Here is a 15,048-nt window from a genome sequence, read left to right as displayed (position 1 = left end):
ACGGAACTCAAAAAGAAAACTATTCTATGAAAAAACTAATCTTAATCGCTGTGACTTTAACCGGTTCGTTATGCATGGCTCAGGAAGCTTCTGCGGAAGGCCTTCTGGGCGACTTTGATGGCAATGGAACCAAAGAATATGCCTATACTAAAGTCAGTGACTGTACTGATGAATGTGACGGAAAGTGTGAAACCACCATTTATTTCAGTGACAAAACAATAAAACCTTTTATAGTTTCCCCGGCTTACGATGGTACTTTATATAATCTCGGAGATCTTAATGAAGATGGAAAAGATGAAGTCGGTTTTTATCCCGGATGGTGCACCAGCTGCTGGCGCGGCTTCCTGGTATATACCTTAAGCAAAACAGGATGGAAGACTCTGCTTCCTTCCATCTCCACCCATTGTTCACAGTGGGAAGATGAAAAATTCCCGATCAAAAAAGATCCTAAAAAGAAAGGATATGTGATTATTACATCAAGCGAATGGGAAAACGATGATATCAGGATTAAAAGTAAGAGTGTGAAGGTAAATTGAGCTTCGGAGTGAGTCAAGCTGTCAGTTGCTGGTTATTAGTTCGTAGTAATTAAATTAATGAATTCAGCGTCTGATGTCTGAAATCTGACGTCTTGCATCTTGCATCTTGGCTCTTACATCTTAAAATTCACCATTCACACAAGATTATCCTCTAAATTTAAATACCTATCTTTGCACCATGGAAAAACTCACTTTTGCGGATTTTGACCTGCCGGTTAAAATTCTTGATGTTTTAGCGGATCTGGAATTATTCGAACCTACCCCTATTCAGGAAAAGAGCTTAGGCCCTATACTTTCCGGAAGAGATGTAATGGGAATCGCGCAAACCGGAACCGGGAAAACATTAGCCTATCTTCTGCCCGTTCTTAAAACATGGAAATACAACAAAGCAGGGAATCCTACTGTTTTGATTCTTGTTCCTACAAGAGAATTGGTGGTGCAGGTAGCCGAAATTGTTGAGAAACTGACAGAAAATATTACCGCCAGGGTAATCGGAATATATGGCGGAAAAAATATCAATACACAGAAGCTCTTATTTAATGCCGGATGTGATATTTTGGTAGGAACTCCGGGAAGGGTAATGGACCTAGCGATCGATAATGCCATTTCACTGAAAGAAGTTAAGAATCTGATCATTGACGAATTTGATGAAATGCTGAACTTAGGTTTCAGACCACAGCTTACCCATATTTTCGAAATGATGAAGCCCAAGAGACAGAACATTCTTTTCTCGGCTACGATGACGGAAGCGGTGGATGAAATGCTGGAACAGTATTTTGCAAGCCCGATAGAGCTTTCACTGGCCAAATCAGGAACGCCTCTTGAAAAAATTGAACAGACCGGTTATAAAGTTGAAAACTTTAATACAAAAATCAACCTTCTTGAGCATTTATTGAAGAATAATGAAGACATGTCTAAAGTCTTGATCTTTACCAATAATAAGAAAAACTCTGACCTTCTTTTTGCTAAAATTGATGAACTTTTCCCTGAAGAATTTGATGTCATTCACTCAAACAAATCCCAGAACTACAGGCTTAAAGCCATGAAGAGGTTTGAAAATGAAGAGATCCGAGGATTGATTACTACCGATGTAATGGCCAGAGGTCTTGATATTTCAAATATCACCCATGTTATCAATTTTGAAACCCCTGAAATCCCTGAACAGTATATTCACAGAATAGGGAGAACGGGTAGGGCAGACAAAGACGGTAAAGCAATTACTTTCGCCACTAAAAAAGAAGAAACTTCTATTCTCGACATTGAAGTATTAATGGATAAGGATCTTAAGTTCCATGATTTCCCGGCAGAAGTGAAAATAAACCCTAAGAAAATCGCTTCCGAAGAAGATGTGATCATTATGAAGAATCCTGCACAGGTGAAACTGTATGAAGGAGGAGGCGCATTCCACGAGAAGAAGGATAAGAACAAAAAAGAAAACTGGGGTGGACCTTCAAAAAGAAAAGCACCTAAGAAATTTGGAGCCAACAGAGCTCAGCAGAAGTCGATATCAGTATCAAAATCTACTAAGAAAAAGAAATAAAAAAAGGCCGTCTCACCATTAGTGAAAACGGCCTTTTTTATGGTTTTTCCCCGAGCTCCTGCAGGAGAATGTTTTTTGTATGAAAGATTCTCAACCCACATGATTTAGTGGGGAGACCAATTCTTTTGTTACAGCTTCTTTAGGAAGCCTTTATTATTTCATATAAGGTTGCATCACTTTTGCCCATGCTTCATATCCTTCCGGAGTCAGGTGGAGCATATCTTCCACGAAAAGATCTCTTCTTACATTTCCATTAGAATCTTCCATGGCTTTCGTAATATCAATAAACTCGGCATTCGGTTCTTTTTTCATGAAAGCGGCGATCTTTTTATTCGTTTCTTTCATCTGTGGCCAAAGAACTTCGCGGCTGGGAGAATATTTTATTGAAATAAAATCCACTTCGATGGTAGGAAATTTTTCACGAATCTTTTTGTAGAACGTTTTAAACCTGTTGACCACCACTTTGGCTTTCAGGTCATGATTGTCTGCAAAATCGTTATCACCACAATAGATAATGATCTGTTTAGGCTGATAAGGGCTTAAAAGATCATCGGCAAAATCATTCAGATCCGTCATTCTTGAGCCGCCAAAACCTCTGTTAATAATCGTTTTGCCCGGAAAATAGCTGGCGACGTCTGTCCATTTCGTAAAAGAGGAACTTCCTATCAGAAGAATGGCGTCTTTTGGAGGTGGATTTTCCTGATCGGCTTTTTTGAAATTCTGAATGTCTTGCCAGAACATTGGCTTTTTTTCCTGTGAAAAGGACAGGGCGAAATACAGCAATAGAAATGCTGAAAGAATCTTCTTCATTGTAATCAAATTTTAAATGTCGTATAAAAGTAATAAAAAACTCCCGATAAAATCGAGAGTCTGTGTTTATCTTTTGTAGGTAACGTAGATCAGATCGTCGATACCGTCATTGTTCAAATCCGATGCTGCGAACAGCTGTGCTAGTTTCAGATCCTGACTTGTCAGCACTTCCACTCTGTACCACCTTTCAGTGTCATTGTCATTTTTAATGCTTAGCAGTTTAGACTCTTCAGTGTAGGTATATTTACCTTCAGTTTTTCCGGCTATCTGGCATTCAAGCCCTGCTGCGGAATAATAAGTATTACTGGTGTAATAATCAGTTCTGAAGTACAGGATATTTTTAGCTTCACAGTCAGAAGGAGTTTCAGTCTTAAGTACTGTTTTATTGTCTTTTCCGGAAATAGTTTGTATTTTACTAATCTTCCAGTCTCCGCTCATCATTTCCAATTCATAAGCTTCTATGTTGTCATCTTTACAGGAAGTTAGTGCCATAGCTGAAAAGGCAAATAAAAGTAGCTGTTTTTTCATTTTCACAAATTTAAGAATATGCTAAAATATAAATAAATTTGAAATATTTATAATGAAATCCTGCTTTTTTAAACGAATGTTTATAAATAACAGGATTTTATATAATGAATTTTTGAAAGGGATACGTTTTTATGGGAGTAAACAGTCGGTTGCACGCAATAAAGATCATGTTCAAGTTGGCATATTAGGTCAGTGATCAATTTTGCTTCGCAAGGAAATCGTTAGTTTACTAATTAATAAGCCACGAGGAAAGATATCAGAGACTAACTTCATAACTCATTTACCCCGATCCGGCAAACCTAATAACTCATCTCCACAATCTTATAAGCATCCTGAGGCGTCAGTTTTTTATACTCACCCAGGCCGGACCATTTTCTGTCTGTAAATGCTTTTTCTACTCTTTCAGCGGTACCTTTGTAATCTTCTGTATATTCGGAAAGTTTAGTTTTGATATCCAGGCTGTGGAAGAATTCTTCCATCTTTTTGATTCCTGCCTCAGCTTTTTCTTCCAATGTTCCATCTTTGATTCCCCATACTCTTTCAGCGTACTGAGCCAGTTTTCCTTTTTTGGTTTCAAAGTTATAACGGTAGTGGGAAGGAGCGATAACGGCTAAGGTTCTCGCATGATCAATTCCAAAATAAGCAGTCAGCTCATGCCCCATAGCGTGTACCGCCCAGTCTGTGATCACTCCTTTCTGGATAAGTCCGTTCAGAGCCATCGTACAGCACCACATAAAGTTTCCGGCAGCGTCATAATTAAAATCATCAGCTAAAACTTTTGGAGCTGTTTCCTGAAGGCTGATCAGAATACTTTCCGCAATTCTTTCCTGAAGGTCTGCAGAAGAAGGCGCGGTCATATATTGTTCCAATACATGCGTGTAAGCATCTGTAATTCCGTTGACAATCTGGTTTTTAGGAATTGTTCTGATAACTTCCGGATCTAAAACAGAAAACTGAGGGAAAAGGCCCGGTCCGCCTGAAGACAATTTTTCGTTGGTTTCTCTTCTTGAAATGACATATCCTGAATTCATCTCAGAACCAGTTGCCGGAAGGGTCAGAATAGTTCCGAAAGGCATTCCTTCCCCTTCAAATGTTCTCACTGAATTTCTAAGGATTTCCCACGGCTCCCCATCATAATTGGCGGCAGCTGAAAGAAATTTTGTTCCATCAATTACAGATCCTCCGCCTACGGCCATAAGGTAATTGATATTTTTTTCTTTGATCAAGCTTAAAGCATTGATCAGTACTTCATACTCAGGGTTCGCAGGAACACCTCCGAATTCATATACATCATGATCTATCAGCGCTTCCTTTACCTGATCGTAAACACCATTGTTTTTGATGCTTCCGCCTCCGTAAATCATTAATATTCTGGCATCTTTTGGAACTTCACGGGAGATCCTGGCGATTTCACCTTTTCCAAAAAGTATTTTTGTAGGATTTTTAAATTCGAAATTAAGCATTGTTCTAAATTTATTTAATTCAAATTTACGGAAAGCAATATAAAAAGTGAGTTAAGGAAATTTTAAAATTACGATCACTCTGTTTTATAATAACAATTTAAAATTTAATCCAGATTGGAAATAAGATGTTTAAGAAGCAAGACATCAGACATCAGACATCAGACTGAAGACTTTGGACCGCTGTGGAATTTGAATGGTGAATTTTTATAGTAAACATGAGATATCTGATCATATCTATCCAATGCTGATCCGATAAGTTTAATAGCAATAGATTGATAATCAATTATTTTCAATTTTTTAAATGCCCTGTGAAAGATAAATTTTAGCGTCCCTGATAAACTTTTCTTTGTCTTTTTTTATATTTTCAACCAGTTTCTTCCTTTCATCTGGAATCCCTAGATACTTTTCACCCCAGAGATTAATTTCAACAATGATGGGAATCAGGTCAATCCCTTTTTCTGTAAGATGATAGAGAATTTTTAACTTTCTGTCCGGATGGTCTTTTTTATCGATAATTTCCGATTCCAGCAAATGCTGAAGTCTGGAAGCCAGAATATTGGTTGCGATCTTTTCGTCTGCTTTCAGAAAATCTCCATACGTACATTCTTTCTTTAACATCAGGTCGCGGATAATCAGAAGGGACCATTTATCCCCCCAGATTTCCAGAGACGAACTGATAGGGCAGTCCGATCTTTTTTTACTCATAGCCATATATTTTAAATAATACTTGCAAAATGAAAGTATTTATTTTAATTTTACTTTCGTTTTGCAAGTAAATTTAAACATAAAAATTGAATAAATCAAATGGAGAATTTTGATATTGCCGTTATCGGATCAGGACCTGGTGGTTACGTCGCCGCGATAAGAAGTGCACAACTTGGCTATAAAACAGTGATCATAGAAAAATATGATACCCTGGGCGGCACCTGTACCAATGTAGGGTGCATTCCTACCAAAGCTCTACTGGACAGCTCCCATCATTATGCTGAGGCATCTCATCAGTTTGGAGATCATGGGATAAAGCTGGAAACTCTGGCTGTAGATTTCCCGCAGATGTACAAAAGAAAATCTGAAGTCGTATCCAAAAACACCGCCGGCCTCGATTATCTGATGAGTAAAAATAAGATTACCCGTTTAAAAGGTACAGCGGGTTTTATCAATAATTCTTTGATAAAGGTTACTGATGAAGATCAAAGTATTGAAATCAATGCCCAAAATTACATTATAGCAACAGGTTCCAAACCTTCATCCATACCCGGAGTAGAGATTGATAAAAAAAGGATTATTACCTCTACAGAAGCGCTGTCTTTAAAAGAACATCCGAAATCCATGGTCATCATAGGAGGTGGAGTGATCGGAGTAGAAATGGCATCCATATTCAGTCGTATTGGAACTCAGGTGACCATTCTGGAATATGCTGACCATCTTATTGCCGGAATGGATCATGAACTGGGCAAAAGCCTTCAGAAGATTATGAAAAAAGAAGGTGTTGACATCCGTTTGGGCCAGTCTGTTTATAAAACAGAGAATTCAGGATCTTCTGCTAAAGTATTTTTCAGAGATAAAAATAATGCAGAACATGAACTGGAAGCGGAATATATTTTGGTTGCGGTTGGAAGAAGCCCTTATACAGCAGGCTTGGGATTGGAAAATACAGGAATACAGATGGATGACCGCGGATTTATAAAGGTTGACGAAAAAAGAAAGACTTCCGTTTCCCATATCTACGCAATAGGTGATGTGGTTGGAGGGGCGATGCTTGCTCATAAAGCTGAAGAGGAGGGCGTTCTTGTTGCAGAAATAATCAATGGACAAAAACGTCAGATCCATTATGACCGTATTCCTTCGGTGGTATATACCTGGCCGGAAGTGGCTTCTGTAGGATTTTCTGAAGAATATTTAAAGAAAAACAATAGAAGCTATCATGTTGGAAAATTCCCCTTTTCTGCCAGTGCAAGAGCAAGAGCGTCCATGGATACAGAAGGTTTTGCAAAAGTCCTTGTAGACCCTAAATATGGTGAAATACTCGGCGTGCATATCATTGGAGCCAGAGCCGCAGACTTGATTGCTCAGGCTGTTATAGCACAGGAATATGAAGTTACGGCAGAAGATATGTTCCGTATCTCCTATGCGCATCCTACCTATTCCGAAGCTCTTAAAGAGGCTTATTTGATGGCTTCCGGTCAGGGAGCAATCAATATTTAATATAATAAAGAGGTTGTTTCAAAAGGTGAATGGAAATTCTTGCATGAATTTTCATCTGTAAGCATTTTTCAACATAAAAATCTGTGCAATCAGCTTATCTGCGTGAGTTTTTTATCTTTTGAAACAGCTCTTTTATTTAGAATCGGTTTGAGAAGAAGTATTACAATTCTCACTTTTAAAATAAACCCCATTGTTTTTGGACTCCAGTTTACCGTTTTTTCTGTTGATCTTTATAAAATATGACTCCCTGATTTCGGGACAGCCTTTAGACTTTGAAAGGTATAGATTAATATGTCTGTCCTCAATTTTATATGAACTTCCTGCTTTATTACTTGTATCTACCGAAAAACCATACGTTTGAGCCAATAACAGAGCTTCCGGAAGATTATCCACCGTTCCGATAAATTCCCTCAACTGCTGTTCACTGGAAAAATAAACGGATCTTTCTTTTTTGCAGGCAAGAATGTAGGAAAAGCATCTGTTGCCAATGCATTGCTGGAAAAAACCTCTCTCAGGAATCGGCTCATTGACGGTCATAAAGTCCGGCATCTGACTTTCATAGATCACAGCCTTTTCAAGATCGGTGTCATTGGTAAGCACCCTCCAATAGCCATAGTCTTTATCAGGAACAATAAACGGGTATAAATATTCTGTAGTATCCAGAATGTCCGGAATTTTCCTGTAGTCATCCGGAACTGCAGTCTGTGCAAAGAACAGATGGGATAGAATCAGCGAAGCGATGACCATGAGTTTCATAAAGTAAATACTTGCGGCAAATTTACGAAAATGAATGATGATTTATTTTTTATCCTTTAAATAATTCGCCGCATTGGTATTATCGGGATTGAGAAGCAATGATTTCTTATAATTCATAATGGCTTCTTCTTTACGTCCCAGTGCATCTAATATTTCACCATAACTGTCAAAAACATTGGAACTGTTGGGAAATAATTCCGTATTCAATTTAAAAACAGCTAATGCTTCATTTTTAAGATCACGTCCCATCATCTGATAGCCCCATGAATTGATCTCATCCTCAGACACCTTAAAGCTTTTGTTTTTCTTTTTGATTTTCTGATAAACCGAAGCTACATTTTGATAACCGTCTGCACGAGTTTGTAAGTATAGCATTTTCATGTTGGGACTGAGCCCAAAACCATTTTCAGCTTTCATATCAGGAAAATAGTAGCCTGCAATTTCATCAATGAACCATTCAGGATTTGAGCCTTGCAGATTGGTTAAAATGACAATGGACAGGTGATCCTGAGGATATACAAATAGGGCAGAGCGCATACCGCCCACAGGAGCAACAGCAGGATGTTCAGTTCGTACAACAGTAGGCCATCCCAGAGCATAACCATTCGTGAGTTTATTGAAACCGCCTATATCACCGTTATTGAGTTTTATGGTCGTGAAAAGTTCTCTGATGCTTTTTTGATCCTTAAGCAGTTTGCCTTCCTGTAAAGCTAGTATCCATTTGCTTAAATCTTCTGCTGAAGACAAAATTCCTGTAGCTGTCCGGAAAAAGAGTGGGAAAGTGGCATAAGCGTTGTGAAGTTTTCCATCGTTGATCCAGTGGCCGTCGTTATTGATAATGGTAGAGTAGGCTCCTGCATTGTTCTCAATGATATCGTTGGAATCTCCAAATTGAGTGACCAGCAGTTTGGAAGGTTTGAATTGATTGTCTTCAATAAATTTTGTGAAATGAACTCCACTTAACTGCGTAATTATTTTTCCTAAGATAAAGTATCCGGTTTGGTTATAACTGAATTTTTCACCGGGTGAAAACTCCATCGGAAGGGTCTTGACGATTTCCCAGTTTTTACTTTCAATGCCTTCACCCAATACCTGTTCTTTTTCATCAATATTATTGGGAAGTCCTGAGGTATTACTCAGTAGCTGTCTAATTGTTATTTTTTTCCAGTTTTCAGGAATGTCGGTGATGTATTTGGAAATAGCATCATTGGTTTTTAATTTTCCCTGCTCCTGAAGCTGCATGACAGCAACCCCAACAAAAGCTTTTGTCATTGAATTGATAGAAAATACCGTATTGTTTTTTGTTGCGATCCCATGTTCTATATTGGCCAGTCCATAGCTGCTGAGTTGATCAATTTTTTCGTTTCTGATGACAGCCAGTTGAAGTCCCGAGATTTTCAGTTCCTGCATTGTATGGGTGATGAAGGCATCAATGCTGTCAGAACGCTTTTGTGCAGTATAGTTTTGTGTAAATAAAACGATAATAACAAGAAATGATTTCAATGAGGTTTTCATAGGCCGTTTATTCTAAGACATTGTAAGATAGCTTTTTATTACATAGGACCTGTTCTTTTTCAATCTGACCTTTGTCTGCTGCAGATTAAATGCATCATGAAGACTATTGAAGTACGATTTTATAATATCCTTTTTCATCCGTTACGTTGATCCCTACCCCTGTAAACGTTAATTTATTGATCTCAAAACCATCACAACCTCCTTTAAACTCTGATGACTGTATTGAAAAATCAAAAACTTTAATGTTAGATTGGAAATTGTATTTTTTTATCCCGTTATAAGCACCTACATTGTCTAAAATGATCAGGTCCTCGGATGTTTTGGTTAATGATATCCCAACCTGATTTTCATCTTTAATAGAATAAGAGGTAAGGGTTCCATTCGTGATCAGATCTTCATCATTGGAATTCACCAATTTAAATGCTATAGTCTGAGGAGCATTGTAGCAATCATCACCACAGCCTGTGAAAACAGAAGCTATGAAAAGAAATATAAATAAGTGTTTCATTGGAGGTTGATTAATTTCTGTAAAAGTAAAATTAATCATTAAACCGTTGTATTCAAAATTATAATAAACCTGAATTGTTATAGCGGGCCCTAAATATTTTTAGAACCTGTGAAAGCTGGTAATCTGTAATGTCAAAATCGTCTATAGTAGTTTCTATTTTTTCGTTGTTGTGAAAGAAGTATAAATAATTAACTTCAGGTTGGTAATCATGTTTGGATTCACGACTTACCAAACGTTTGACAATAATTTTTTCAAGCTGGATGTCATTCCACAAATACCTGGGGTGATCTTCCATCTGGATTCCTTTCTCATTAATGGAAATCATGACTTTGGATATTTTTTTTATTTCTAAAATAACTTTTACAATGAAATAAATCGTAAAAGCGGCTAACGATGTCAATATAAGCATCGTCATAAAGTTGAATTTGATCATGAGGCAAGAAAGAAAGAATATTCCCGGAATTACAAAAATACTATAGATAGAAATAGCAATAATCCTTCCTGAACGGGAATATTTAATAACCACTTCATCTAAAGGTGCATTTACATCATATTCAATTTGATCATTTTTGTGGATATTATATTCTTTATAAATAAAAACGCCATTGATGAATGCGCCGATAAAAAATATAATAGAAAGGATGAAAAAATATTGAAGCAAATAAACCCCTATTGATAAAGCTAAAATTCCTAAAACTGAATAGAAAATAATTCCAAATTTCATTGGTGTTGTACATCTTTTGCAAATATATATTTTAAACTCATGTATAGAAACCCCAATAGAAAATATTATTTTTTAAAAGAAGAGGTTGACGCTCTTTTTTACTGATAAGTAGTTTTAAAAAAAAAAATATTAAAATAATTTTATTTCCGGTCATGCTTTTTTTGTCATTTATCAATTCATTTCATTTCAAAATCCATTACATTTGTTATATGATACACGACGAACGAGCAGAAAAATTCAGGCAGATCGTGGAGAATAAGTTCCAGATCTACAATTCATTATTTATGAGCCTGCCTTATGATAAAATGACCAATATCGGGATGCTTCTTCCCTTCCTTTACGAGGAAAGCCGAAACGGATACGAAGAAGGAAAAACTCCTGAGGAGATTGTTGAAGAATTTTTTAAGAACCATACAGACCTTCAGACGGAAGAGCAGAAATTGGAACTGCTTTTCAAAGTCATACAATACATCGAAAGACAGGTGGTTTTATTTGACAGTATTGAGGATGCTGCATTCCCCAATCTCCATTCCGAAAGCGACAGCGGAACAGTAACCAACCTTTTTGAACGGTCGTACCAGGATCACAAACTTGAAAAAGTGCGTGAAAAGCTGGAAGACTTTACGGTAAAGGTTGTGTTTACGGCACACCCCACCCAGTTTTATCCAAGTTCGGTACAAAGAATCATCCAGGATTTAAGAGGGGCTATTACCAGCGACTCAGTAACTCAAATTGACATGCTTCTGCAGCAGCTTGGAAAAACGCCTTTCGTGAATAAAGAAAAACCAACGCCCATCGATGAGGCATTGAGCATTATTTCCTATTTGAGATATGTGTATTATGATACGATCGGGGAACTGTTTACCAAGATTAAGAAAACTTTTGGAAGCAGTCATTTCCATCTTCATGAAGATATTATTCAGCTTGGTTTCTGGCCAGGCGGTGACAGAGATGGAAATCCATTTGTGACCGCGGATGTTACCAAAAGAGTCGCAGAAGAACTCCGTTCTGCCATTCTGAAATCCTATTACAGCCATTTGAAATTTATCAGAAGAAGATTGAGTTTCAGAGGGGTTTCTGAAGTATTGACTCAATTAAGTGATGACCTGTACAAAGCTATCTTCAATGGTAATATCATCACCGCAGAAGATATTCTTAAAAAGGCAGATGAAGCAGAAAAAATACTGGTAAATGAACATAATTCGCTGTTTTTGGACCTTCTGGCTAATTTTAGAGACCGGGTGAAAATTTTCGGAACCCACTTTGCAACGCTGGATATCCGCCAGGACAGCAGGATTCATCAGAAAGTGATTGACGATGTGTTTACAAAAGTATATGGAAATACAGAAGTTTCTCAGGAAGAAAAATTCAATAAACTGATTCAGCTTCAGGAAAAAGTAGATGCAGATCAGTTTGAAGATATTGTGAAAGATACCTTACGGACGGTTTCACAGGTTGCCCAGATTCAGGATCTGAATGGACACAGAGGCATGAACCGTTATATTATTTCAAATTCTGATGCGGTAAAAGATGTGATGAATGTCTATGCATTTTTTAAGATCTGTGGTTATCAGGAAGATCAGATCAAAATGGATATCGTTCCGCTTTTTGAAACGATGGAAGGTCTTGCCAATTCTGAACAGGTCATGAACGAACTTTACCAGAATCCTATTTATAAAAAGCATCTTGAAAGCAGAGGAAACCAGCAGACTATTATGCTTGGTTTTTCAGATGGAACAAAAGATGGTGGTTATCTGAAAGCAAACTGGGAAATCTATAAGGCTAAAGAGGTCTTAACTAAACTTTCCGTTCAAAATGGTATTAAAGTCGTATTCTTTGATGGTAGAGGAGGGCCACCCGCCAGAGGAGGAGGAAAAACCCATGATTTTTATGCTTCACAGGGAAATACAATTGCCAACAATAAAATTGAGCTGACCATTCAGGGACAGACCATCACCAGTATTTTCGGAAATAAAGAGCAGGCCAAGTACAATTTTGAGCAGCTATTAACTGCCGGGGTTGAAAATGATGTCTTTAAAAATTCTAAAAAAGATCTGACAGAAAAAGAAAGAAAACTGATTGCTGAGCTTGCTGATATCAGTTATAAAAAATATTCAGATCTGAAAGCTCACCCCATGTTTGTTCCTTACCTTCAGGAGATGAGTACACTGGAATATTATGGGAAGACCAATATCGGAAGCCGTCCCTCCAAAAGAGGAAGTGGCAGTGAGCTGAAATTTGAAGATCTCAGAGCCATTCCATTTGTGGGCTCTTGGGCACAGCTGAAACAGAATGTTCCCGGATTTTTCGGATTCGGATTTGCCATGCAGCAGATGAAAGAGCAGGGAAGGCTTGAAGAAGTGAAAGAGTTGTATAAAGGTTCTGATTTCTTTAAAACTTTGGTTCTTAACTCAATGATGAGTATGAACAAATCCTATTTTCCTCTGACCTATTACATCAAAAATAATCCAAAATTTGGTGCATTCTGGAATGTCCTTTTCGACGAATATACCCTTTCAAGGGATATTATGCTTGAACTTACAGGATTCAAATTGCTTCAGGAAGAAGATCCGCTTTCCAGAAAGTCGGTAAAGATCCGTGAGAAGATTGTTTTGCCATTATTAAGTATTCAGCAATATGCACTGATGAAAATCCAGAAAGGAGAAGGCAATAAAGAAGCTTATGAAAAGCTGGTGACCAGATCACTGTTTGGAAATATTAATGCGAGTAGAAACTCAGCATAAGTCCTTATAAAGAACGCCTCCCAATTTGAGAGGCGTTTTCTTTTAAATATACTATTCCTTTAAAAATTTTTCATAAAAACTTTTGTCTTTCATCTGAATTTTAAGATAATAAGTTCCTTTCGGGAATTCTTCTACTTTTATCGATTTCTGGCCGCTGTTTTTTCTGACCAATTTCCCAAGATTGTCATAGATTTCAAGGGATGATACCTCACGTTCAGAAACAACATTCAAAATATTTTTAACAGGATTCGGAAAAATGGCAAATTCCTCTTTTTTCACTATTTCAGAAGTATTCAGCACCTGATTATAGACACTTCCAAAGTTGAGAATACCGTAGCCCATCTGGTCTGTATGATTGGGATAAAGGGAAGCTGTTTGTCTTAGTTTTGTTCTCATGAGCTCTCTGTTCATCGATGGGAAAGCCTGAATAAAACATGCCACACCGCCAGCTGCAATAGGGGTTGCAATGGAAGTTCCGTTGACAGAAGTTAATGTACTGTTGGTGACTGTTGCTGAAGCAGTTCCCCTGGCACTTCCGTCAGGTTTTACAATCCCCAGCGAATTGGGCCCATAAGAGGAGAACCCTGATGAATTCCCCGTGGCATCTACAGAACCGATACTAAAAACCTTAGCATTATCAGCCGGGGTCATGAGGTAATGCCATGCCTGCTGACCTGCATTTCCTGCTGCGGCAAGAACAAAGATGCCCTTATTGGCAGCTATTTCAGCACCTCTTGCAATGAAAGAAGTAGTTCCATTCATATCAGAGTAAGTATAGCTATATCTAGGATCATCAAAAATATTATATCCCAGAGAAGCTGTGATAATATCAACCCCTTTTCTATCAGCCTCCTCTGCCGCTTCTATCCAGTATATTTCCTCTTCAGGAATCTCACCAACAGCATTTTCGCTGCGGTACAGATAAAAATCAGCATCAGGAGCAGATCCTACAAAAACATCTTTGATATATCCTCCGATAGCCCCCAATACTGCGGATCCATGATTACTGATCGATGTATTGTAAACATTATTGGTTTTGGTGACAAAATCATAAACCGCTTTGATCTGATTATTCGTCCTGAGCCTATCAAACGCAGATCCTGTATCTACATAAGGAAATCCTGCATCTATAACGGCAATAGAAACTCCCGTTCCTGTAAAGCCTGCCAGATGAAGAGGTCTCACATTGATCTGGTCTATTTGGGCTGAACCTGAGCCATAATCAAAAACGGTCAGTGTTTTTTGACTGTCAGAAGTAGTATTCCATTTATTTTGAATCGCTGTTTTAGGTACGGATGGGTTGTTTTTGGCGAAACGTCCCACAGAAGATACATAAGACTGTGCCTGTAATACTGCAATCTGTGCCGGAGTGGCATTCACAGCTGCCCCGTTCAGCCATTTAGAGTAATCTGTCACTGTAAAACCAAGGTTCTGAAGATTCTGGATATAGGACTGCTCAATAGGAGCATCCTGATCATTCAGGGCAATGCCTAATGAAGTCCTTCTGTTAAGGGATTTTTGAGTCAGTTCTGAAAGAGGATTGGCATAAAAAGCAGCTTTGTTCGGTTTGCCTGTAAAATAAACAAAAACCAGCTCTGTCTGTGCATTGGCAGCAGAGTAACCTGCTAAAAGACAAAAGAGTAAAAGTTTTTTCATGAAGTTATTTTTTATAAAGATAAAACAAAATGAATAAAATTTTTGAAAGGATTTTAAATTCCT

Annotated in this window: 13 protein-coding genes; 4 read left to right on the top strand and 9 right to left on the bottom strand. The window is 37.8% G+C overall.

The window, feature by feature from the left end:
* Window positions 1-26: 26 nt before the first annotated feature.
* Together BW964_RS05885 and BW964_RS05880 are read left to right on the top strand one after the other, a co-directional pair.
* Entirely contained in the window at window positions 27-536 is a 510-nt protein-coding gene (locus tag BW964_RS05885; protein WP_076505625.1) for a hypothetical protein, read from the top strand.
* A 178-nt stretch (window positions 537-714) separates the two neighbouring features.
* Complete coding sequence (locus tag BW964_RS05880; RefSeq protein ID WP_076505623.1) at window positions 715-2,076, top strand: DEAD/DEAH box helicase; 1,362 nt, start codon at window positions 715-717, stop codon at window positions 2,074-2,076.
* A gap of 153 nt (window positions 2,077-2,229) precedes the next feature.
* Here the strand turns inward: BW964_RS05880 and BW964_RS05875 are convergent, their stop codons facing one another.
* From BW964_RS05875 to BW964_RS05860, 4 genes are all read right to left on the bottom strand, one after another.
* Window positions 2,230-2,886, bottom strand: coding sequence for a GDSL-type esterase/lipase family protein (locus BW964_RS05875; RefSeq protein WP_076505621.1), 657 nt, complete (start codon window positions 2,884-2,886; stop codon window positions 2,230-2,232).
* A 66-nt stretch (window positions 2,887-2,952) separates the two neighbouring features.
* On the bottom strand, window positions 2,953-3,414 hold the full coding sequence (locus tag BW964_RS05870; RefSeq protein WP_076505619.1) for a lipocalin-like domain-containing protein: 462 nt from the start codon (window positions 3,412-3,414) through the stop codon (window positions 2,953-2,955).
* Window positions 3,415-3,713: 299 nt separating this feature from the next.
* Window positions 3,714-4,877: an iron-containing alcohol dehydrogenase gene (locus BW964_RS05865; protein ID WP_076505617.1), complete on the bottom strand. Its 1,164-nt coding sequence runs from the start codon at window positions 4,875-4,877 to the stop codon at window positions 3,714-3,716.
* A 297-nt stretch (window positions 4,878-5,174) separates the two neighbouring features.
* Window positions 5,175-5,582, bottom strand: a complete 408-nt coding sequence (locus BW964_RS05860; protein WP_317044326.1) for a winged helix-turn-helix transcriptional regulator — start codon at window positions 5,580-5,582, stop codon at window positions 5,175-5,177.
* A gap of 99 nt (window positions 5,583-5,681) precedes the next feature.
* Between BW964_RS05860 and lpdA the strand changes: the two genes are divergently transcribed.
* Window positions 5,682-7,082, top strand: coding sequence for a dihydrolipoyl dehydrogenase (gene lpdA, locus BW964_RS05855; RefSeq protein ID WP_076505614.1), 1,401 nt, complete (start codon window positions 5,682-5,684; stop codon window positions 7,080-7,082).
* 132 nt (window positions 7,083-7,214) lie between these two features.
* On the opposite strand, the gene BW964_RS05850 is transcribed toward lpdA, so the two are convergent.
* The 4 genes from BW964_RS05850 to BW964_RS05835 all read right to left on the bottom strand — a co-directional run bounded on the left by BW964_RS05850 (window position 7,215) and on the right by BW964_RS05835 (window position 10,585).
* Window positions 7,215-7,838: a hypothetical protein gene (locus tag BW964_RS05850; RefSeq protein ID WP_076505612.1), complete on the bottom strand. Its 624-nt coding sequence runs from the start codon at window positions 7,836-7,838 to the stop codon at window positions 7,215-7,217.
* 42 nt (window positions 7,839-7,880) lie between these two features.
* Window positions 7,881-9,353 (bottom strand): serine hydrolase, encoded by a 1,473-nt coding sequence (locus tag BW964_RS05845; RefSeq protein WP_084175665.1) that lies wholly within the window; start codon window positions 9,351-9,353, stop codon window positions 7,881-7,883.
* 103 nt (window positions 9,354-9,456) lie between these two features.
* A complete protein-coding gene (locus BW964_RS05840; RefSeq protein WP_123911941.1) occupies window positions 9,457-9,861 on the bottom strand; it encodes a hypothetical protein in 405 nt (134 codons plus the stop codon).
* Window positions 9,862-9,919: 58 nt separating this feature from the next.
* Window positions 9,920-10,585: a hypothetical protein gene (locus BW964_RS05835; RefSeq protein WP_076505609.1), complete on the bottom strand. Its 666-nt coding sequence runs from the start codon at window positions 10,583-10,585 to the stop codon at window positions 9,920-9,922.
* Window positions 10,586-10,794: 209 nt separating this feature from the next.
* Between BW964_RS05835 and BW964_RS05830 the strand changes: the two genes are divergently transcribed.
* Window positions 10,795-13,329 (top strand): phosphoenolpyruvate carboxylase, encoded by a 2,535-nt coding sequence (locus BW964_RS05830; protein ID WP_076505607.1) that lies wholly within the window; start codon window positions 10,795-10,797, stop codon window positions 13,327-13,329.
* A gap of 51 nt (window positions 13,330-13,380) precedes the next feature.
* On the opposite strand, the gene BW964_RS05825 is transcribed toward BW964_RS05830, so the two are convergent.
* Window positions 13,381-14,985, bottom strand: coding sequence for a S8 family peptidase (locus BW964_RS05825; RefSeq protein ID WP_076505606.1), 1,605 nt, complete (start codon window positions 14,983-14,985; stop codon window positions 13,381-13,383).
* Window positions 14,986-15,048: the final 63 nt, after the last annotated feature.

The organism is Chryseobacterium shigense (assembly GCF_900156575.1).
In the GTDB taxonomy this organism is placed as follows: Bacteria; Bacteroidota; Bacteroidia; order Flavobacteriales; family Weeksellaceae; genus Chryseobacterium; species Chryseobacterium shigense.
The sequence above is the reverse complement of the archived record's forward strand: the minus strand, read 5'-3'. Positions and strand labels throughout refer to the sequence as shown.

Excerpts from the sequence above, each read along its gene's own strand:
- BW964_RS05885 (WP_076505625.1), top strand. The coding sequence starts at position 27 with ATGAAAAAACTAATCTTAATCGCTGTGACTTTAACCGGTTCGTTATGC.
- BW964_RS05880 (WP_076505623.1), top strand. The coding sequence starts at position 715 with ATGGAAAAACTCACTTTTGCGGATTTTGACCTGCCGGTTAAAATTCTT.
- BW964_RS05875 (WP_076505621.1), bottom strand. The coding sequence starts at position 2,886 with ATGAAGAAGATTCTTTCAGCATTTCTATTGCTGTATTTCGCCCTGTCC.
- BW964_RS05870 (WP_076505619.1), bottom strand. The coding sequence starts at position 3,414 with ATGAAAAAACAGCTACTTTTATTTGCCTTTTCAGCTATGGCACTAACT.
- BW964_RS05865 (WP_076505617.1), bottom strand. The coding sequence starts at position 4,877 with ATGCTTAATTTCGAATTTAAAAATCCTACAAAAATACTTTTTGGAAAA.
- BW964_RS05860 (WP_317044326.1), bottom strand. The coding sequence starts at position 5,582 with ATGAGTAAAAAAAGATCGGACTGCCCTATCAGTTCGTCTCTGGAAATC.
- lpdA (WP_076505614.1), top strand. The coding sequence starts at position 5,682 with ATGGAGAATTTTGATATTGCCGTTATCGGATCAGGACCTGGTGGTTAC.
- BW964_RS05850 (WP_076505612.1), bottom strand. The coding sequence starts at position 7,838 with ATGAAACTCATGGTCATCGCTTCGCTGATTCTATCCCATCTGTTCTTT.
- BW964_RS05845 (WP_084175665.1), bottom strand. The coding sequence starts at position 9,353 with ATGAAAACCTCATTGAAATCATTTCTTGTTATTATCGTTTTATTTACA.
- BW964_RS05840 (WP_123911941.1), bottom strand. The coding sequence starts at position 9,861 with ATGAAACACTTATTTATATTTCTTTTCATAGCTTCTGTTTTCACAGGC.
- BW964_RS05835 (WP_076505609.1), bottom strand. The coding sequence starts at position 10,585 with ATGAAATTTGGAATTATTTTCTATTCAGTTTTAGGAATTTTAGCTTTA.
- BW964_RS05830 (WP_076505607.1), top strand. The coding sequence starts at position 10,795 with ATGATACACGACGAACGAGCAGAAAAATTCAGGCAGATCGTGGAGAAT.
- BW964_RS05825 (WP_076505606.1), bottom strand. The coding sequence starts at position 14,985 with ATGAAAAAACTTTTACTCTTTTGTCTTTTAGCAGGTTACTCTGCTGCC.